This is a genomic window from Halovalidus salilacus (genome assembly GCF_031852275.1).
GTDB lineage: Archaea > Halobacteriota > Halobacteria > Halobacteriales > Natrialbaceae > Halovalidus > Halovalidus salilacus.
This window is the reverse complement of record NZ_CP134700.1, coordinates 785,204-804,847: the sequence shown is the minus strand read 5'-3', so window position 1 is coordinate 804,847 and position 19,644 is coordinate 785,204. Positions and strand designations below refer to the sequence as shown.

General features: G+C 67.5%; 21 protein-coding genes. 13 read left to right on the top strand and 8 right to left on the bottom strand.

The annotated features are described in order from the left end of the window. Positions 1 to 5: 5 nt before the first annotated feature. The 3 genes from RJT68_RS03960 to purS all read right to left on the bottom strand — a co-directional run bounded on the left by RJT68_RS03960 (position 6) and on the right by purS (position 3,365). Entirely contained in the window at positions 6 to 2,321 is a 2,316-nt protein-coding gene (locus RJT68_RS03960; protein WP_407039077.1) for a hybrid sensor histidine kinase/response regulator, read from the bottom strand. A gap of 117 nt (positions 2,322 to 2,438) precedes the next feature. Then, positions 2,439 to 3,113: a phosphoribosylformylglycinamidine synthase I gene (gene purQ / locus RJT68_RS03955; protein ID WP_407039076.1), complete on the bottom strand. Its 675-nt coding sequence runs from the start codon at positions 3,111 to 3,113 to the stop codon at positions 2,439 to 2,441. Next, on the bottom strand, positions 3,114 to 3,365 hold the full coding sequence (gene purS, locus RJT68_RS03950; protein WP_407039075.1) for a phosphoribosylformylglycinamidine synthase subunit PurS: 252 nt from the start codon (positions 3,363 to 3,365) through the stop codon (positions 3,114 to 3,116). Positions 3,366 to 3,591: 226 nt separating this feature from the next. Between purS and RJT68_RS03945 the strand changes: the two genes are divergently transcribed. Next, a complete protein-coding gene (locus RJT68_RS03945; protein ID WP_407039074.1) occupies positions 3,592 to 4,548 on the top strand; it encodes a formyltetrahydrofolate deformylase in 957 nt (318 codons plus the stop codon). Between the two features lie 28 nt (positions 4,549 to 4,576). On the opposite strand, the gene RJT68_RS03940 is transcribed toward RJT68_RS03945, so the two are convergent. From RJT68_RS03940 to RJT68_RS03925, 4 genes are all read right to left on the bottom strand, one after another. Further along, positions 4,577 to 4,735, bottom strand: a complete 159-nt coding sequence (locus tag RJT68_RS03940) for a DUF7576 family protein (RefSeq protein ID WP_407039073.1) — start codon at positions 4,733 to 4,735, stop codon at positions 4,577 to 4,579. Positions 4,736 to 4,984: 249 nt separating this feature from the next. Then, a complete protein-coding gene (locus RJT68_RS03935) occupies positions 4,985 to 6,235 on the bottom strand; it encodes an RNA-guided endonuclease InsQ/TnpB family protein (RefSeq protein ID WP_407039072.1) in 1,251 nt (416 codons plus the stop codon). 204 nt (positions 6,236 to 6,439) lie between these two features. Beyond that, entirely contained in the window at positions 6,440 to 6,643 is a 204-nt protein-coding gene (locus RJT68_RS03930; protein ID WP_407039071.1) for a hypothetical protein, read from the bottom strand. A gap of 270 nt (positions 6,644 to 6,913) precedes the next feature. Then, entirely contained in the window at positions 6,914 to 7,939 is a 1,026-nt protein-coding gene (locus tag RJT68_RS03925) for a phosphoribosylaminoimidazolesuccinocarboxamide synthase (RefSeq protein ID WP_407039070.1), read from the bottom strand. Positions 7,940 to 8,097: 158 nt separating this feature from the next. On the opposite strand from RJT68_RS03925, the gene RJT68_RS03920 reads away from it, so the two are divergent. The 7 genes from RJT68_RS03920 (at position 8,098) to RJT68_RS03890 (ending at position 13,824) form a co-directional block, all read left to right on the top strand. Next, positions 8,098 to 8,682 carry a methyl-accepting chemotaxis protein gene (locus RJT68_RS03920; protein WP_407039069.1) on the top strand — a complete coding sequence of 195 codons (585 nt, stop codon included), beginning with the start codon at positions 8,098 to 8,100 and terminating at the stop codon, positions 8,680 to 8,682. 183 nt (positions 8,683 to 8,865) lie between these two features. Then, positions 8,866 to 10,290, top strand: coding sequence for a 7,8-didemethyl-8-hydroxy-5-deazariboflavin synthase subunit CofH (gene cofH / locus RJT68_RS03915; RefSeq protein WP_407039068.1), 1,425 nt, complete (start codon positions 8,866 to 8,868; stop codon positions 10,288 to 10,290). A 54-nt stretch (positions 10,291 to 10,344) separates the two neighbouring features. After that, a complete protein-coding gene (locus RJT68_RS03910) occupies positions 10,345 to 11,103 on the top strand; it encodes an SDR family NAD(P)-dependent oxidoreductase (protein WP_407039067.1) in 759 nt (252 codons plus the stop codon). Between the two features lie 402 nt (positions 11,104 to 11,505). Continuing rightward, positions 11,506 to 12,459 (top strand): inorganic phosphate transporter, encoded by a 954-nt coding sequence (locus tag RJT68_RS03905; protein ID WP_407039066.1) that lies wholly within the window; start codon positions 11,506 to 11,508, stop codon positions 12,457 to 12,459. A 199-nt stretch (positions 12,460 to 12,658) separates the two neighbouring features. Continuing rightward, positions 12,659 to 12,844, top strand: a complete 186-nt coding sequence (locus RJT68_RS03900) for an HEWD family protein (RefSeq protein ID WP_407039065.1) — start codon at positions 12,659 to 12,661, stop codon at positions 12,842 to 12,844. A gap of 91 nt (positions 12,845 to 12,935) precedes the next feature. Continuing rightward, a complete protein-coding gene (gene cutA / locus RJT68_RS03895) occupies positions 12,936 to 13,238 on the top strand; it encodes a divalent-cation tolerance protein CutA (protein WP_407039064.1) in 303 nt (100 codons plus the stop codon). Positions 13,239 to 13,347: 109 nt separating this feature from the next. Then, positions 13,348 to 13,824 (top strand): 50S ribosomal protein L11, encoded by a 477-nt coding sequence (locus RJT68_RS03890; protein WP_407039063.1) that lies wholly within the window; start codon positions 13,348 to 13,350, stop codon positions 13,822 to 13,824. Between the two features lie 314 nt (positions 13,825 to 14,138). Here the strand turns inward: RJT68_RS03890 and RJT68_RS03885 are convergent, their stop codons facing one another. Continuing rightward, entirely contained in the window at positions 14,139 to 14,744 is a 606-nt protein-coding gene (locus tag RJT68_RS03885) for a hypothetical protein (protein WP_407039062.1), read from the bottom strand. A 417-nt stretch (positions 14,745 to 15,161) separates the two neighbouring features. Between RJT68_RS03885 and RJT68_RS03880 the strand changes: the two genes are divergently transcribed. From RJT68_RS03880 to RJT68_RS03860, 5 genes are all read left to right on the top strand, one after another. After that, complete coding sequence (locus tag RJT68_RS03880; RefSeq protein WP_407039061.1) at positions 15,162 to 15,794, top strand: 50S ribosomal protein L1; 633 nt, start codon at positions 15,162 to 15,164, stop codon at positions 15,792 to 15,794. A 1-nt stretch (position 15,795) separates the two neighbouring features. Then, complete coding sequence (locus tag RJT68_RS03875; protein ID WP_407039060.1) at positions 15,796 to 16,827, top strand: 50S ribosomal protein L10; 1,032 nt, start codon at positions 15,796 to 15,798, stop codon at positions 16,825 to 16,827. A 21-nt stretch (positions 16,828 to 16,848) separates the two neighbouring features. Continuing rightward, positions 16,849 to 17,187 carry a 50S ribosomal protein P1 gene (rpl12p, locus tag RJT68_RS03870; protein ID WP_407039059.1) on the top strand — a complete coding sequence of 113 codons (339 nt, stop codon included), beginning with the start codon at positions 16,849 to 16,851 and terminating at the stop codon, positions 17,185 to 17,187. A gap of 247 nt (positions 17,188 to 17,434) precedes the next feature. Then, entirely contained in the window at positions 17,435 to 18,676 is a 1,242-nt protein-coding gene (locus RJT68_RS03865) for a tripartite tricarboxylate transporter permease (RefSeq protein WP_407039058.1), read from the top strand. A gap of 160 nt (positions 18,677 to 18,836) precedes the next feature. Beyond that, entirely contained in the window at positions 18,837 to 19,643 is an 807-nt protein-coding gene (locus RJT68_RS03860; RefSeq protein WP_407039057.1) for an N-acyl homoserine lactonase family protein, read from the top strand. Position 19,644: the final 1 nt, after the last annotated feature.

Sequence of the window (19,644 nt, the reverse complement as noted above, 5' to 3'; positions counted from 1 at the left end):
GGAAATCACTCGCTGTCGGTCGTCTCGCCGTCCGCGAGCCGGCTCGAGTCGGGATCGGCCCGCGGGATCTCGAGGACGACCACGGTTCCCCGTGGTTCGTTCGATTCGAACCGGAGCTGTCCGCCCGACTGGGTGACGACCCAGTTGACCAGCCAGAGGCCGAGGCCGCTGGCGTGGCGGAGTTGCGTGATCTCGCGCTCCTCTCCCAGCAACTCGCGCTCCTCGACGGGGATCCCCGGCCCGTCGTCGGCGACGGTCAGCACCAACACGTCGTCGTTCGAGCGGTACTCGAGGTCGACGTCGACCGACGGAACGTCGCGGTCCGCGTGTTCGACGGCGTTCTCGACGACCTGGCGGATGGCCTGGGCGAGGAGTTCGTCGGCGCGGGCGAGCGGCGGATCGGGGACCGAGTCGTCGATCGTGACGGTAACGTCGGCGTCGCCGGCCTCGCAGTCCACTCGGTCGACCGTCCGATCGATCGCCGCGACGACGTCGACGGGACCGGTTCCGTCCCGCTCGAGGGTCCGCTCGACCGCGCGCGTCTTCTCGGCGAGGCCGACGAGTTCGTCCGCGCGTTCCTGGATAGCCCTGGCGTACGTTCGGTGCTCGCCGTTCACGGCGTCGGCGAGCATCTCCGCGCTACCGTCGATGATGTTCATCCCGTTGCGGAGATCGTGACGCAGGACGCGGTTGAGCACCTCGACGCGCTTCTGGCGTTGTTTCTGCTCCGTGACGTCGGTGTAGAGGCCGAAGACCCGCTCCGCGGTCTGGCCGCAGACGTCGATCGGGACGACGCGCATCCTGAAGTCCCTGAGTCCGTCGGCGGTCCGACGCTTGACCTCGGCTTCGACGATTTCGCCCCGATTCCCCCGCCGATTGACCGTTCGCGCCTCCGACTCCCTCCCGGCGGGGACCAGAAACCGGTCGAGCGGTTCGCCGACGATCTCCTCGGCCTCGTAGCCGAAGAGCCGTTCGAACGCCGGGTTGACGTCCTCGACGATCGGAACCCCGTCGCGCTGGCGCGTGTTGACCACGGCGTCGGGGACGTTCTCGAAGAGCGCCACGAACCGGTCGCGCTCCCGCTTGAGGTGCTCCTCGGAGGCGATCCGGTCGAGCGCCGCCTCCGCGGCCGTCGCCAGCACGTGGACCAGGTTGCGGTCGACGCGCTCGATCTCGCCGTCGCTCGAGGCGACCGTCAACAGGCCGTGATCGCCGAGCGGGTGGGCGAGCAGGTACTCGAGGTCGAGTCCGAACTCCGGCGCGTCGAGGGACGTCCCCTCGTCGATCACCGTCGCCAGTTCGTCGGCGTAGACGTCCCAGAGGACGCTCGCGTTCGGTTCGACGGCCGGCGGGGTGAACCCGGTCGCCTCGAGGGCGGCCGACGTCTCGACGACGTCGAGGACGTCCGCGTCGGGGTCGTAGAATCGGACCGCTGCGAAGGGGCCGTCGACCACCGTCTCGGTGGCCTCGATGACGATCTCGGCGACCTCGGCGGTCGAGTCGGCGCGGATCAACTCGCGCGTCGTCTCCTGGAGCGCCTCGAGCGCGGTCGCGCGTTTGACGTCGCCGCTGACGTCCCGGGCGAACGAGAGGACGCCGACGAGCTCGTCGTCGTCGTACAGCGGCGTGTTGAACCACTCGCAGGTGATCGTCGTCCCGTCCTCGCGGACGTTGCGGTTGACCACTCGGTGCACGTCGTCGATCGCGTTCGCCGAGAGGAGCGACTGCCAGTGGACGCGAACGTCGTCCCGAACCTCGTCCGGAACGAGCAACTCGAGGGCGCACCGACCGCGGGCCGCTTCGGCGGTGTACCCGAACAGCTCCGTCGCCGCCGGGTTCCAGTCCGCCACCTCGAGCTCGAGGTTCCACTCGATGATCGCGAACGGCGACCGATCGCGGACGGATTCGAGCGCGGACGGCGTGTGCTCCGTCGTCGTCGAGCGGTCGCCCTCGAGTATCTCGGCGAGACGCCTTCGGAGGGTCTCGACGCCCAGAGATTTCGGAACGTAGCCGTCGGCGCCGGCGGCGACGACCTCCCCGGCGAGCGCCTCGCTCCCCTCGTCGGTGAACACCACGATCGGTATCGACGGTCGCCGGTTTCGAACCCGTCGACAGAGGTCGACGCAGGTGCCGTCGGGAACCGACGCCTCGCAGACGATGGCGTCGGCCTCCGAGAGGCGCTCGACGCAGGCGGCGATCGAGTCGACGGCCTCGACCGTCACCTCGAGGGGAGACGCCGGCTCTAGGGAGTCGGCGAGCTCGGCTTCGACGGCCGTTCGGGCGCGTGGATCGACGTGGACGATCCGTTTTCGAGTTGCCATTTCGGGATCCGACCTCGGTCGGAACGGGCGGCACCTGCGTCCCACCCGACCGAGTCGTCTGTGGAGGACTCGAGTCGGCCGGAAAATAAATATATTGGCAATATCCGTCCGCGAGGGCTACTCGAACGCGCGCAGGATCCCCCGCCCGTCGGTGCCGCCGACGTCGGGAAGCGTCGCGCGTTCGGGGTGGGGCATCATCACGGCGACGGTCTCGCGCTCGCCGAGGACGCCGGCGACGTCGCGTTTCGACCCGTTCGGGTTCGACGCCGGACCCGTCCGACCCTCGGCGTCGCAGTACCGGAAGAGGACGCGGCCCTCGTCCTCGAGGTCGGCCAGTCGGTCGTCGTCGATCTCGTAGCGCCCCTCGCCGTGGGCGATGGGGATCTCGATCACGTCGCCCTCCTCGTAGGCGGCGGTCCAGGGGGTGTCGTCGCGCTCGACGCGGAGGTAGACGTGTTCACACTGGAAGCGCGCGCTCTCGTTCGTCGTGAAGACGCCCTCGGTGAGGCCGGACTCGCAGCCGACCTGCGCGCCGTTGCAGACGCCGAGCACCGGGACGCCGTCGGCCGCCGCCTCGCGCACCTCGTCCATGATCGGCGAGCGCGCCGCCATCGCGCCCGCGCGCAGGTAGTCGCCGTAGGAGAAGCCGCCGGGGAGCACGATCCCCGTCGTTCCCTCGGGCAGGCCGTCCTCGTGCCAGACGATCTCCGCGTCGATCCCCAGGTGCTCGAGGGCGCGCTCGGCGTCGCGGTCGCAGTTCGAACCGCCGAACCGAACGATGACGACGGTCATCTACCGCTCGTCGACCTCCACGTCGTAGTCGTGGATGGTCGGGTTCGCGAGCAGTCGCTCGGCCATCTCGTCGGCGCGCTCGGCCGCGGCGTCAGCGGAGTCGGCCTCGAGGTCGATCTCGAAGCGGTCGGCGGAGCGAAGCGCCTCGAGGTCGAAGCCCAGTCGCTCGAGCGAGCGCCTGGTCGTCTCGGCCTCGGGATCGAGGACGCCGCGTTTGAGTCGAACCGTCACCGTCGCGGTGTAGGCGGTCATCACCTGAAACCCCGCATCCGTGCTCAAAAACGCTTTCGGGTTCGTATCGTGATACACGTTCGTGGATACCGTCGCGGTCGGCGTCGCGGTCGCGGGCGACCGTCGCGGGGGAACCGCGCGTCGGGGTCGCACGACCGACCGCGGAAAGCAGGACTTTTCACCGCCCGCGGTTTCGGGGCGAACGGATACCGATGTCTCGACGAATGCTCGAGCGGAGGTGGAGTCGATGACGACCGACGTGACCGAGATCACGGTCGTTGGAGACGACGATACCGGACTCGTCGCCCGCGTGACCAGCCTCCTGTTCGAGCGCGGAATCAACATCGAGGACCTGGACCAGGCGGTTCGCGACGGCGTCTTCCGGATGTACCTCGCCGTCGACACCGCCGAGATGGTCTGTACGGAGGAGAAACTGCGCGCCGACCTCCACGAACTCGGGGACGACCTCGGCCTCGACGTCCAGGTCCGGTTCCCCGCCGACCGCGACACCCAGCAGATCGCCGTCCTCGTCACGAAGGAGAGCCACTGCCTCGAGGCGCTGTTCGAGGCGTGGGCGAACGACGACCTGGGCGCCGACATCGGCGTCGTCATCGGGAACCACGACGACCTGCAGCCGCTGGCGGAACACTACGACGTCCCGTTCCACGACATCGGCGACGAGGGCGGCCAGCAGAACGAGGAGCGCCTCCTCGAGCTGCTGGCCGAGTACGACGCCGACCTGATCGTCCTCGCGCGCTACATGCGCATCCTCAGCCCGAACGTCGTCTTCCGCTACGAGGACCGCATCATCAACGTCCACCCCTCGCTGCTGCCGGCGTTCCCCGGCGCGGAGGCCTACCGGCAGGCCGTCGAGGAGGGCGTCCGCGTCGCGGGCGTCACCGCCCACTACGTCACGACCGACCTCGACCAGGGGCCGATCATCACCCAGCGCGCGTTCGACGTCCCCGACGACGCCGACCTCGAGGCGATGAAACGCCGCGGCCAGCCCCTCGAGGCGGACGCGCTGCTCGAGGCGGTTCGGATGCACCTGAGCGGCGACGTCTCGGTTCACCGCGGACGGACGACGGTCCGCGAAAACGGCGAGCGCTACCAGCTCGGCCTCCCGGAGGAGATCGAAGAGGCCAACCCGGACCGCCCGGTCGACGGGATCGGAACGGTCGTCGCGGACGAGGGAGCGCAGTAGCAGCCGACCGCCGACGTTCTCTCCGCGGTCACTCCTTCCACTGCTCGAGGCAATCGTCCCCGCAGAACTCGAGGTGGACCGCTTGACCGTCCTCGACCGCGGGCACGACCCGGCGGTTGTCCGTCCCCTCCAGCGACGCTCCGCAGAACTCACACGTGGGTCCGTCGTCGGCTGTCGACTCGCTCATTAGCGAACCAGTTGCACGTCGGCCACTTGAAGCTTGACGAATCGGCCGATGTGACGGTCGGACCCGTCGGTTTTGCGCGGCGAACCGTCACGTTCGACCCCGTTTCGCCTCCTGCCACTCGGCTGGCAGTCACTCGAGTCCCGTTCGACCCATCTGCGGTGTGTAGCAATCAGTGAGCAAAATTATCACAAATACTCTATTTTCATAGCGTGGTACCCAGAAAGCGGAACATGGTAAATCGCCTCGGGGTCAAGCCCCGAGGCTTTCGCGTGGACTCCCGTTCTGTGCCTCAACCGAGGCAGGGGGTACGTACTCCCCGCTCACGTTCAGCGTCCCGCGATTCAAGCGCACATCTACGGGTGCGCCTCCGTCGCCTGCGTTTTGCCTTCGACGGAGATACTGCAAACCGATGTTCTTCGAGGCGTTGTAGTCGGCGTGGTTCTCATACCCACACTGCTGACACTCGAACGACTCCTCGCTACGGTTATCGTCGTGGGTAAACCCACACGTCGAGCAACGCTTCGACGTGTTGCGCGGGTCAACCTGTATGGCTTCAACACCGTGTTCTTTGGCTTTGTATTCGACGTACTCGTAGAGGCGTCGGAACGCCCAGACGTGTTGCCACGTCGCCTCGGGAATGTTCTCCCGAATGTGGGTCAAATCCTCGAACACGATGTGCGAACAATCGTGTTCGACGGCTTCCTCGATAAGTTCGTTCGCCACCGTGTGCAGGTAGATCTCGAAGCGTCCGTACTCTTTCTGACCAACACTCTCGATGTTTTCGTGGGCGTGTCGAGAGCCACACTGCTGAAGCGAGGCACGACGCGTCTCGTACTCTCGACGCCAGTGGTTGAACTCGTCTGCCGACCAGAATCGCCCAGTCGAAGCAACGGCGAGGTTGTTCACGCCCAAATCCACACCAAGGACTGTTCTGTGCTTGGACTCGAATTCAGACGAGTCCTCGTCTGCTTCGACCTTCCGCATCGAGGCGTGGAGATACCAGTCACCGTCGCGGTACTGCAAGTGGGCCATCCGAAACGCGAAATCCTCGTCGGAGACGTACTTCGTCGGCGGTGTCTCCGAGTCGTCGGGAAGGATGTAGTCGCACTCGACGCGCCCGTCTATGGTCGAGAGGGAAACGTGGTCGCGGTGGAACGTCGCGCTCCGCTTGTCGTAAACCGCGCTGTCTGCCGAGAAGTGCGGTTGCGACGTGTTCTCACCACGTTCGAGACGTGAGACTCCGCTTTTGACGGCTTCGACCGCCCTACGAATCCCTTTCTGGACGAGATTCGCGGTCAGGTCGGTTTCGTCGCGGAGTCGGTCGTAGAGGGCGCGTTCGGCTTTGGCTTTCGAGGTGACGTGGTAGCCGTCGTCGCCGTGCCAGCACCACTCAGCTGCGGTGTTGGCACAGTGTTTGAACTGCGCGACAGTCTCTCGAAGGGAGTCGTCTGCTCCTTCGGGAGTGTCGAGTTTGATGACGGCGGTACGACGGTATTCCACTGTATTTTCACATATGCGTTCGGTGTTACTTATACGATGGGAGTCGGCCTGCCAGTGTAGCGAGATTTGTGCCATCGGTTGTCGGCTTCCTCCCCGACCTCAAGGGTCGGGGCATCCGCCTCGTACCGCCTGTGAAAAACGGGACCGCTCGCTCGGGCTCGAGGCGGGTCGGTTCGGAAAAAGACGGGCGAACCGCGTCGGAACTTAGTCGTCGGCGCTCGCGGCGGCCTCTGCGCCCGCGTCGGCTCCGGCGCCGGTCTCGAGATCGACGGTCGGGGTCGTTCCGACGCCGAAGGCGAGGAAGAGGAAGAACGCGACGAACGCGGCGAGCGCGGCGCCCGCGACGGCGGTGATGGCAGTCGTGAAGCTGAACGCGACGATAACGGCCGCGATACCTGAAACGGTCATGAGTAGCTCTCGTCCGAGCCTATCCGCCCCCGCCATATGAAGGATATGAAATTCGACAGAAACTGTACCTCGGGCGTTCGTTCACGCACTGACCGCGACACGGTCGCTCGATTTCACGAATATCGAAAACCCGTCAGTGAACGGTGATAACGCGGGGCGAGAGAGGTGCCTCGAGCCGCCGGCGGACGATGTCGGGCCGCCGACGGGCGAGGGATCGTCGCGGGTGCGGGCGCGGAGGCGAACCGCCACACAGCCGCCGGATCGGACCCACTACAGCCGCCGGATCGCCCCGATCGCGCTCGAGAGCGGCGGGGCGTCGAAGAACTCCCGCCCGGTGTAGGCGTTGGCGCCGGCGCAGTACATGTCGCGGGCGGTCTCGACGACCGCCTCCTCGAGCGGTACGGGGTCGACCTCACAGAGCGTCCGCCAGTCGGCGACGTCGCGCCGCTTCGCGTCGGCCTTCGCCTCGTCGACGGCCGCCACCCACTCGGGCTGGGTTCGCTTGTGGTACTGGCGGATGACCTCCTTCGAGAGCTGCGTGCCCTCGTAGCTGAACCGGTTCTCGTCGAAGGTGCCGACCACGTCGGCCACCCGGATCTCGCCGTCGTAGTACAGGCACTCGATCTTGCCGTCTTCGTGGACGAGGCCGGCCGAGTCGGCCCGTTCGGTGACGATCCGGTTCACCTCCCGGGCGACCGCCTCGAGGTCGTCGATCGACGCCGCGCCGGCGATGGCGTCGGCCTCCTCGCGCTCGAGGTAGCGGTCGCTCTCCTCGTACTTCGTCGAGAACTCGACGATCGGTTCCTCGAGGTCGACCGCCTCCGCGGGCCAGTCGTCGCCGTCGAACGCGAGGCCGTGATCCGATGGGTCGGTCCTGCTGCGCAGGCTCGAGCCGACGGGGACGCGGTTGCGAAAGACGATCTCGAGGGGGACGAGGTAGTTCTCGCCGGCCTCGGCGTGGTAGGCGTCGTAGTCGTACGCCCGGCCCTCGTGGGGCAGGTCGGGCACCCGGGTCAGGTCGATCGCCATCTCCCACGGCGGTTCGCTGGTCTCCTCGAGGGGGAGGACCTCGCCGTCTTCGATCACACCCCGGTAGTGGGTGGGAAGGCCCTCGGCCTCGAGCAGCTCGAAGTTGAACGCGCCCATCGTACAGAGGCTCGCGCCCTTGTCGGGGATGCGGTCGGGCATCTGCCCCCAGTCGAACACCGAGTAGGCGTCGGTGAAGACGAACGAGCCGCGGCCGAGCGCGTCGGCCGTCGCCTCCTCCTCGATCCCGAACTCCTTGACGCTCGTCACGGCAACCACCTCGCGCCGGCGGCGCGGTCGGCTCGGTTCATACCGGAGTTCCCGGGGCGATACCCCAAGAAGCTTTCACTCTCGGACGGACCCACCGGGAGCCGACGAACGCAGATTCGGCGAGTTGCGGCGCCGTCGCCCTCTCTCGAGCGACCGCAATGCGCGGAGCCGCGTCGGCCGGCGAGGCCGGGAGCGGGTTCGCGGTCGTCGCGAGCGAGGTCAAGACGCTCGCCGAGGAGACGAGCGAGGCGACCGACGAGGTCGACGCCCTGGTCGGGAGCGTCCAGGAGGCGACCGACGAGACGGTCACGAACATCGAAGAGATGCGCGAGCAGGTCGACCGCGGGATCGAGGCCGTCGAGGAGGGGCTCGATGCGATCGACGAGATCGCCGAGTGCGTCGCGGAAGCCGACGACGGCGTGCAGTCGATCGACGAGGCGACCGGCGAGCAGGCCCGGGCGAGCCAGGAGATCACCGCGATGATCGACGAGGCGGCCGACGAGAGCGAACGCACCAGCGCCGAGACCGAGCGCGTCGCGTCTGCGGTCGAAGAACAGACGGCCTCGATCGCGGACGTCTCGGCCGACGTGGATTCCCTCTCGGACGCTGCGACGACGCTCCGGCGGTCCCTCGATGCGTTCGAGGTCGACGGTGGAGACGGGAGTGGGGACGATTCCGATCGACGCCCCGCGGTCGCCGACGACGAATCCGACCTGCCGGCGCGCTCGAGCGCGGACGACTGATCGCGACGAGCGGTGAGCGACAAGCGGTGAGCGACAAGCGACGAACGACGAGCGGTGAGCGACAAGCGACGAGCGACGAGCGGCGAGCGGTGAGCGGTGAGCGGTGAGCGGTGAGACGGCCGGTGAGGACGTCGACGGCCGGATCCATCACGTTTTTCCCCCCTGACGGGCATCGTTTCCACGATGGACCGACCGGTGACCGAGGCAGACCTCGAGTTCGAACGCGTCCCCGAGACCGACCAATCGTTCGAGAACGCGCTCGAGAAGGCGCACGACGGCGAGCGACTCACCGTCGACGACGGCATCGAGTTGCTCACCACGGGGACGGACGTCGAGGGGATCGACCCCGTCCGCAAGGAGCGGGTGCTCGAGGCGGCCGACCGGCGCCGGGCGGAGGTCGTCGGCGAGGAGGTCACCTTCGTCGCGAACCTGAACAACAACGTCACGACCGCGTGCAACGTGGGCTGCCTGTTCTGCAACTTCAAGGACGCCGCTCACACGTTCGAGGCGAGCGCGGAACACTGTTCCGCGAGTACCCGAGCGGCGGAGCCGCGAGAAGATCACGACGGCGGGACGGCGGGCTTCACGAAGACGCCCGCGGAGTCCCGCGAGATCGTCGCCGACGCGGTCGAACGGGGGATCTACGAGGTCTGCTCGGTCTCCGGCCTGCACCCCGCGTTCGCCCTCGACGACGAGCACCGCGAGATCCTCGAGGGGTACGACGACCCATACCGGGAGGTGAACTACAAGCCGCCCGAGGCGTACGCGGTGAGCCCCCAGACGTACGTCGAGCAGATCGAGGCGATGAACGTCGGCGGCGTCCACGTCCACTCGATGACCCCCGAGGAGGCCTACCACGCCAGGCGAGGGACCGACTGGTCCTACGAGGAGGTCTACCGGCGGCTGAAGGCGGCGGGGCTCGACTCGGCGCCCGGCACGGCCGCCGAGATCCTCGTCGACGAGGTTCGGGAGGTGATCTGCCCGGGCAAGATCGACACCGAGGGCTGGCTCGAGGCGATGGAGGGCGCCGCCAAGGCGGGCCTCGGCCTGACGGCGACGATCATGTACGGCCACGTCGAGAACGAGGCCCACCGGGTGCTGCACCTGAAGCGGGTCCGCGACCTGCAAGAGCGCGTGGACGGGGCGATCACGGAGTTCGTCCCGCTCTCGTTTATACACCAGAACACGCCGCTTTTCGAACACGGCGTGGTGTCGGGCGGAGCGAGTCGCGACGAGGACGAACTGATGATCGCCGTCTCGAGGCTCTTCCTCGACAACATCGACCACATCCAGTCCTCGTGGGTCAAGTACGGGGATCAGGGCGGCCTGAAGATGTTGCACTGCGGCGCCGACGACTTCATGGGGACGATCCTCTCCGAGGAGATCACCAAGCGCGCGGGCGGCGAGTACGGCGAGTTCCGCTCGTTCGCCGACTACGTCGAGATGATCACCTCGATCGGCCGGATCCCGGTCGAGCGATCCACCGACTACGAGCAGCGCCGGGTCATCGACCCCGACGACCCGCCGTTCGGCCCCCAACTCGGACCGAAGGCGGACGGGACGCCGCTGCTGAGCGAGGGCGAGCGGCCGCTCCCCGCCGACGACTGACACGCCGGTCCGCCCCGCGAATCGTTTTATGTGTTCGCTCGAGAAGGTACGCGTATGCGACTCGAAGCCAAGACAGCGTTTATCACGGGTGCCGGCTCCGGCCTCGGGCGGAAGGCCGCGGAACTGTTCGCCGAGGAGGGTGCGACGATCGTCGCCGCCGACGTCGACCTCGAGGCGTGCGCGGAGACGATCGACCGCGTCGAGGCAGCCGGCGGCGAGGGCCGGGCGCTCGAGTTGGACGTGCGCGACGCGGCGGCGTTCGAGGCTGCGATCGACGAGACGGTCGAGCGGGAGGGGCTCGACGTCGTGCTCAACAACGCCGGCGTGAGCCACGAGCGGGCGAGCGTCGAGGAGATCGACGCCGAGGAGCGCGATCGGGTCATCGACGTGAACGTCAAGGGAGTCTGGAACGGCTGCCACGCCGCGATCCCTCACTTCAAGGAGCAGGGGTCGGGCGCGATCGTGAACACGGCGTCGCTGGCGGGCGTCATCGGCGCGCCCAAACTCGGCGCCTACTCGCTCTCGAAGGGAGCGGTCGTCAACTTCACGCGGACGGTCGCGGCGGAGGTCGGCCCCTACGGCGTCCGGGCGAACGCGGTCTGTCCGGGCGTGACGGACACGGCGATGCCCCGGAAGAATCGGACCGAGGAGGAGTGGAAGGCCACGAAGGAGGAGATGGCCCGCCACTATCCCCTCAAGCGACTCGGCGAGCCGGAGGATATCGCCAACGCGATGCTCTTCTTGTCGAGCGACGAGGCCGCCTGGATCACCGGTCACGCGCTCGTCGTCGACGGCGGCTTCTCCTGTTGTTGACGCCGCTGCCGGCGACATCATCGCTCCGTCGGCGAGATCATCGCTCTATCGACGGCATCACCGACGCCGCGGGTGACGCGTACCGGCGGACGATCTCGAACTACCGGGTACGCGAAGACGGCATCGTACCGACGAGCCGTCGATAGCTACCGAGAAAGATGGATTTTTGTACTCGTACCCGCTACCCAGGCGAGTAACGGCCGTACGCTATCCGTTCGACCCGTTCCCGCCGGCCTGGATACCGTTTCGAATGACCTCGCCCCGAACTCACCGCCTTCGAACGGCGCCGATTCGGTCGCACCAGCTCGAACCGCCCGTCGATTCCGATCGGCCGACGACGTTCGCTCCAACTCCGCCGACGGAACCGACCGACGCTCCGAGCGTCACCACGACCCTCGAGCCATGACGTCGGTCGTCCTCCTCGTCGTGGCGTTCGCGATCGCCTTCTTCGTCTCCATGGTCGTCGGGGCCAGCAGCGTCTCGGTCTCGATGGCCCCCGCGGTCGGCGCCGGCTCCGTGAACGTCCTCCGGGGAGCCTTCTTCGTCGGGATCTTCGGGTTTCTGGGGGCGGTTCTACAGGGTGCGAGCGTCGCAACCGGCGTCAGCGATCGGATCGTCAGCGGCGGGGTGAGCTTCGAGATGGGGCTGGTCTCGCTGTTCGTCATCGGACTCTTCATCGCGCTCGGCATCGTCGCCGAGCACTCGATCCCCGCGGCGTTCTCGACGTTCGGGAGCGTCGCCGGGACCGGGATCGCCGCCGGCCAGGAGCCGCGACTGGCCTACTGGTACCTCGTCTTCGCCGCCTGGATCGCGACCGGCGTCGTCGCGGCGCTGCTCGGCTACGTGCTCGCGCTGACCGTCCAGCGACTCCTCGAGCGTCGAGACGTCTCCCCGACGCGCATGGATTCGATCATCGTCGGCATCGGCATCGTCTTCTCGTTCGTCGGCGGGGGCAGCCAGGTCGGACTGGCGATCGGTCCCCTGGTGGGCGTCTCCGAGTCCCTCGGCATCGGCCTCTACCCGCTGCTCGCCTTCGGCGGGCTCGGCATCCTCGTCGGCGCGTGGGTCGTCAGTTCGGTGATGCTCAACGCCGTCGGCAGACACTACGCCTCCCTCGGCCAAGACACCTCCATCGCCGTGCTCGCGACGGCCGTTCCGATGGTGCAGGTGGTCGCGAACGTCCTCGGCGTCCCCATCTCGTACAACCACATCATCATCAACAGCATCGCCGGCTGCGGTCGGGCCACGGGCAGCGGCGTCGACCTCGACAAGCTCGCGTTCACCATCGCCTCGTGGATCGCCACCCTGGTCGGCTCGTTCGCCGTCGGGTACGGGATCTACGCGGCCCTCGCGTAGCCGGCGGGAGCCGGACGAGAGAACCGGTACCTCCCTCGAGGCCCCCAGAAACGGGTGGACGCACGCCGACCTCGGCGGCGTTCCGACGGGAACGTACTCGAGCGCCCGCGCGGCCGCACGAGGTCAGCGGCTCGACTGGCACGGACGCCTCGGTCGACACAGACACGATTATATGCGTTCGGTACGCACATGGACACCAATGAGCGCACGACTGCGAAAACCGACCGAACGAGAGTGCGAGCGGTGCGAGCGAGCGGAGGTGTGGGACGAGGAACTCGCGGCCTGGCAGATCGCCCGCGAGGACGGCGAGAAGCTGGCCGGAAACCCCCACTGCATCCACGAGTGGGACATCAACGGCACGTTCAACCCCGTCAACGGCAACTGAGGGCGGATATCGACGCTCCGGTTCTCTCTCGGCGTCCACTCGACGGAGCGACTCGCTTTTCTGGGATTCGAACGTACCTTCCCTCGAGCCCATGCCGACCGTCTACATCACGGCGCCGCCCGAGGCGGCCGACGACATCGCCGAAACGCTCGTCGAGGAGCGCCTCGCGGCCTGCGTCAACCGCGTCCCGACGACCTCGGTCTACCGCTGGGAGGGCGAGATCCACCGGGACGAGGAGGCGATCCTGCTGGCGAAGACGACCGACGGGGCCGTCGACGACCTCGTCGCCCGACTCGAGGCGCTCCACCCCTACGACGTTCCGTGCATCGAGCGCTTCGACGAGGTGGACGTCCTCGAGTCGTTCGCCGAGTGGCGGGCGGAGAGCGTCGACTGATCGCGGAGTCCGCTCGCCCTCGAATCGGCCGGACCGTGCGTGACACTGTCGCAGGCGTTGACTGCCTCGAAAAGCAACTCTTAAAACTCGAGCGAGGATTCATTCGGGTATGGCTGGAACCATCGAAGTGCTCGTTCCGGGTGGCCAGGCCAACCCTGGCCCGCCGCTCGGTCCGGAGCTCGGACCGACGCCCGTCGACGTACAGGCGGTCGTCAGCGACATCAACGAACAGACCGCGGCGTTCGACGGCACCGAGGTGCCGGTCACCGTCGAGTACGAGGACGACGGCTCGTACTCGATCGACGTCGGCGTCCCGCCGACGGCGGCGCTGGTCAAGGACGAAGCCGGTTTCGAGACCGGCAGCGGCGAACCCCAGAAGGACTTCGTCGCCGACCTCTCGGTCGACCAGGTCAAGAAGATCGCCGAGCAGAAACACCCCGACCTGCTCGCCTACGACACGAAGAACGCCGCCAAGGAGGTCGTCGGTACCTGCGCCTCGATGGGCGTCACCATCGAGGGCGAGGACGCCCGCGACTTCAAGGAGAAGGTCGATGGCGGCGAGTACGACGACGTCTTAGCCGAGTGAAGCGAGGCTACGGCTCGAAAGACGAACGAAGTGAGTCTTTCGGTGTGGTGGCCGAGTAGCGCACTCCCGTTTTTCGCGTCGTCCGTGCGGCCGAGATGGACGCCGACACTGGCGTCGTCTCGGCCGATCGTCCCGCCCTTCGAACGTCGGTTCACGGTCGTCTCGAGCGAACGCACCGTTGCACCGTAGTACCGTTGATTCTCGAGCGAACGCGAACGGATCTCGAGTAAAGAGACGACGATCAGAACCGTACCGTGAACGCGGTCGAACGTCGAAGCCGAAAACTGAGGGGCGACGGGGGAGCGGGGAACGCTTCAGACCTTGTTCGCCGGCGGAACGACGCGCTCGTTCGAACCGGTCGTCGTCCCGAAGCCGAACAGGACGCGCAGGCAGGCGCCGGTGCCGATCACGGCGGCGAGGGAGACGAGGGCGACCGTCCCCCAGGGCGAGACCCCGGCCAGTCCGGCGAGCAGCCCGCCGACGAGGATACCGTAACCGAGTCCGTTCCGGCCGAGCCTCGCGGCGATCGTTCGACCGATCGCGACGACGCCGACGGTCGTTCCGACGAGCAGGAGGGCGAGCCCGCCGAGCACCAGCGGAAGGCCGAACGCGGTTCCGATGCTCGAGCCCAGAATCACGTAGCCGGTCGCCGTCAGCGCCCCGACGACGATCACGGCCGGGAGCCCGATGCAGACGGAGATGGCGGGACTCCGACGGCACATGAGGATCGTCCGCCGTCCGAACCCCGGCGCCAACCCGACGACGACGCCCGCGAGGACGATCGCCGCGAGGAACTGCGCACCGGCTACCACGGCGGGTTCGAACCCCACGTACGTACCGATGGGATCGCCGAGAACCGTCGGGACGCCGGTCGGCTCCACCGCAGTTCCTGTAGTCGCGCCAGTATTTTCCCCGATCATCGTTCTGTATTCAATACGTTCGTATTGAAGTACTTATCTGTATTTATCCGGGAGTGAAATTCATGATATCTGTAAGATGGTTCGTACGTGGCCGCGAGCGTCGGCGTTGCGGAGCGGACTCGAGTCGGTTTCGACCGCGGGATCGGCGCCACACGTGAATCGGCCGGTATCCCGCGGGAACGGTATCGGAGGCCCGAAGCGGACGCGCGTGTCCGTCCGCCGGGATCGAGCGACCCCTTCGGAATTGCGATGGTCGGCGAATCCGCGACGGAACGAGCGAAGCGGCGCGAAGGAGCGGACTCGCCGGGAACTGCTTCGACGGGTTTAAGTCCGCGATGGCACTTCGTTCAACGGAGACAGGCATCGCCTGTTTCACTGACCCGTAGGAGCACACCCTGCGTACTACGGAGGTGAACGATGGCAGATTCGGATATTGAAACCGCAGTCGCTCGCGCACTCGAGGAAGCGCCGGATCGGAACTTTACCGAGACGGTCGACCTCGCGATCAACTTGCGCGATCTCGACCTCAACGAACCGTCGAACCGCGTCGACGAGTCCGTCGTCCTGCCGTCCGGAACCGGCCAGGAGACACAGATCGTCGTCATTGCAGAGGGAGAAACCGCCGTCCGCGCCGAGGAGGTCGCGGACGAGGTGCTCTCGCTGGACGACGTGGCCGATCTGGACGACGACGAGGCCAAAGACCTCGCCGACGAGACGGACTTCTTCATCGCCGAGGAGGCGATGATGCAAGATATCGCCCGGCACCTGGGGACCATCCTCGGTCCCCGGGGGAAGATGCCGGACCCGCTCTCGCTCGACGACGACGTCGTCGAGACCGTCAACCGGCTCACGAACACCGTGCAAGTACGCTCTCGCGACCGCCGCACGTTCCACACGCGCGTCGGCGCGGAGGACATGAGCGCCGAGGAGGTCGCCGACAACATCGACGTCATCCTCCGGCGCCTGCACGCCGACCTCGAGAAGGGGCCCCAGAACATCGACTCCGTCTACGTGAAGACGACGATGGGCCCGTCCGTAGAGGTGGTCTAACATGAGCGCACAGGCCGAACGCAAGACAGAGAACCTTCCGCAGTGGAAGCGAGAGGAAGTCGGCGAACTCGCGGACCTCATCGAGAGCTACGAGAGCATCGGGGTCGTCGGCATCACCGGCATTCCGAGCAAACAGCTGCAGGACATGCGCCGCGAGCTCCACGGCACCGCCGTGTTGCGCGTCAGCCGAAACACCCTGCAGACGCGAGCGCTCGAGGAGGCCGGGCTCGAGGACCTCGTCCCCCACATCGGCGGCCAGGTCGGACTGATCGCGACGAACGACAACCCGTTCGTCCTCTACAAGGAGCTCGAGGCGTCGAAGACGCCCGCCCCGATCAACGAGGGCGAGGTCGCCCCCAACGACATCGTCATCCCCGAGGGCGACACCGGCGTCGACCCGGGGCCGTTCGTCGGCGAACTCCAGCAGATCGGCGCGAACGCCCGGATCGAAGAAGGGTCGATCAAGGTCATGGAGGACTCGACGGTGCTCGAGGCCGGCGAGGAGGTCTCCGCGGACCTCGCGAACGTCCTCAACGAACTCGGCATCGAGCCCAAGGAGGTCGGCCTCGACCTGCGCGCCGTCGTCGCCGACGGCGTCCTCTTCGACCCCGAGGACCTCGACATCGACGTCGAGGCCTACGAGAGCGACGTGCGGACGGCGGTCGCCCGCGCGACCAACCTCTCGGTCAACGCGGCGTTCCCGACCGACGCCACGACGTCGACGCTCATCGCGAAGGCGACGGGCGAGGCCAAGAGCCTCGGCCTGCACGCCGCCATCGAGGACGAAGACCTCATGCCCGACCTCGTCCGCAAGGCCGACGCGCAACTGCGCGCCATCGCGGCCCGAATCGACGACGAGGAGGCGCTGCCGGAGGAACTCCAGGGCGTCGAGGCGCCCGCCGCCCCCGCGACCGAGCCCGACGAGGACGAATCGACTGACGACCAGGACGCCGAGGAATCCGCCGACGAGGACGACGACGAAGACGAGGACGACGACGGCGGCGCGGAAGGACTCGGCGCGATGTTCGGATAACCACCACACGAGGAGATTACAATGGAATACGTTTACGCAGCACTCATCCTGAACGAATCGGACGAAGAGATCAACGAAGAGAACCTGACCGGCGTGCTCGAGGCCGCCGGCGTCGACGTCGAGGAATCGCGCGTGAAGGCGCTCGTCGCCGCGCTCGAGGACGTCGACATCGACGAGGCCGTCTCCGAGGCCGCCGCCGTCCCCGCCGCGGGCGCCGCTGCGGGTGGCGCGGCCGCCGGCGGCGACGAGGAAGAGGAAGCCGAGGAAGCCAGCGACGTCCCGGACACGACGGACGAGGACGAGGACGAAGACGAGGAAGAGGAGGCCAGCGGCGAGGGCCTCGGCGAACTCTTCGGCTGAGTCGCGCGACGACGACCCGGTCAACGACGATTTTTCTTCGACCGACACGCTCCGTAGTTGCGACGCCGTCCGGTCGTCTCGAGCCGACCGTACTCGCGCGGTCGATCGATGATGCTCGAGCCGGCGGTCGATGACGCTCGAGCGGTCGGTTGTTGATGCTCGTGACGACGCGCAGGATCGACGCTCGAGTCGAGCGCCCATCGCGTCAGCCGAGCGTTTAAATCCGATACCGCGGCGAAACCGGTCGATGGTCGGTTCGTCCGTCGAGTTCGTCGTCGATCCGGCGCTGTCCGCACAGCTGGTCGCGTGGATCCTCGGTGGCGCGGCCCTCGGGACCGTAAGCGGGCTCGTGCCGGGGATCCACGCGAACAACTTCGCGTTCCTGCTCGCCGGAATCGCGCCCTCGGTCCCCGGCCCGCCGCTGTCCGTCGGCTGCGCCATGCTCGCGGCGGGCGTCGTCCACACCTTCGTCAACGTCGTGCCGGCGATGGCCCTCGGCGTTCCGGACGCCGAGATGGCCCTCACGGCCCTGCCCGGCCACCGGCTGGTCCTCGAGGGTCGCGGGTACGAAGCGCTGCGCCTCTCCGCCCTGGGGAGCCTCCTCGCCGTCCTCGCGGCGCTCCCGCTCGCCCTCCCGATCACGCGGGCCGTCGAGGTCGCCTACCCGACGCTCCGGTCGAACCTCTCGCTCCTGCTGGCGCTCGTGGTGCTCGGCCTGCTGGCCGCCGAGCGGACGTGGTGGCGTCGCCTCGGCGGCGGGCTCTCGTTCGCCCTCGCCGCCGCGCTCGGCCGGTTGACGCTCGATCTGTCGCCCGACGCGCCCCTCGAGGCCGGCGGGATGCTCGCGCCGCTGTTCGCGGGCCTGTTCGGCGCCCCGGTGCTGATCGACGCCGTCCGCGGCGGCGGCGTGCCGCCCCAGACCGGCGACGAACTCCGCCTCACGGGACCGTCGCTCGTCGCGGCGGCGCTCGCCGGAGCGGTCGCGGGGGCCGTGGTGGGCTACGTACCCGGCATCTCCGCGGCCATCGCCGCCGTCGCGGTCCTGTTCGTCGTCCCCGGACGGACCGGCGACCGAGGGTACATCGTCGCGACCAGCGGCGTCGATACGGCGAACACGATCTTCGCGCTCTTCGCCCTCGTCGCCATCGGCCAGCCGCGAACGGGCGTGATGGTCGCGTTCGAGTCGCTCGAGGCCCCGCTCGACCTCCCCGTCCTCCTCGGAGCGGTCATCGTCGCGGGCGCGCTCGGGTTCGTCCTCGTGCTGGTTGTCGGGGACGCCTACCTCGAGGCGATCGGCCGGCTCACGTACTGGCAGGTGTCCGTCGCCGTGTTGGCGCTGCTGGCCGTCCTCTCGTACCTTTTCACCGGCCTCCTCGGAATCGCCGTCTTCGCCGTCGCCGCGTCCGTGGGGATGGTCCCGGTCCGGTTCGGCGCGCGGCGCGTCCACCTGATGGGCGTCCTGATCGGGCCGTTGCTGATCGGCGCGTGACCCGGCGGATCGATCGGGGCTGAATCCGGGCGGACCGCGGACCGCGGACCGCCCGACGGCGGTCGAAGGTCGGCGACGGTATTCGACCGACGCAGATTCATCACGAATCCACACAAACACTTTTACGCGCCATTGTGGTATTCGATTGCTGATTGTCACCATGGTAGACGCGACCATCGACGTCCTGGACCGAGGGGGACTGGAGTGCGACCAGAACTACATGCTCGAGGGGCACACGCTGGGGACCCACGACGAGCCGAATCCGGACGTGGACTACGAGGAGATCCCCGTCTGGAGCCTCGTCATCGACCACCCGGAGGGGACGATCCTCTGGGACACGGGCTCCCACCACGACGCCCTCGAGGGCCACTGGCCGGAGCCGCTCGCCCAGGCATTTTACCCCTACGACGCCCACGAGCACCGCCTCGACGACGACCTCGAGCGAGCGGGGTACGGCATCGACGACATCGACTACGTCTTCCAGACGCACCTCCACCTGGATCACGCCGGCGGCCTCGAGTTCTTCGACGGCACCGACGTCCCGGTGTTCGTCCACGAGGAGGAGCTGAAGTTCGCCTACTACAGCGCGAAGTCCGACGAGGGGAGCGGCGCGTACATCCTCGACGATTTCGACCACGACCTGAACTGGCACGTGCTTCACGGCGATCGGGAACAGTACTTCGAAGACGTGGAGTTCGTCCGGTTTCCGGGCCACACGCCGGGGCTGACGGGGACGGTGGTCCACCTGGACGACGAGGGGACCATCGTCTTCACGGGCGACCAGCTCTACCGCGCGGAGAACTTCGAGGACGAGATCCCCCTCGGCGCGAACCTCCTCTGGGGAAAGACGGAGTGGCGCGACAGCCTCCGGCGGATCCAGGCGCTCGAGCGCCGCCACGACGCCGAGATCGTCTACGGCCACGACGCCGAACAGTTCGAGGAGATCCGCGACGGGTGGGGGCGCTGAG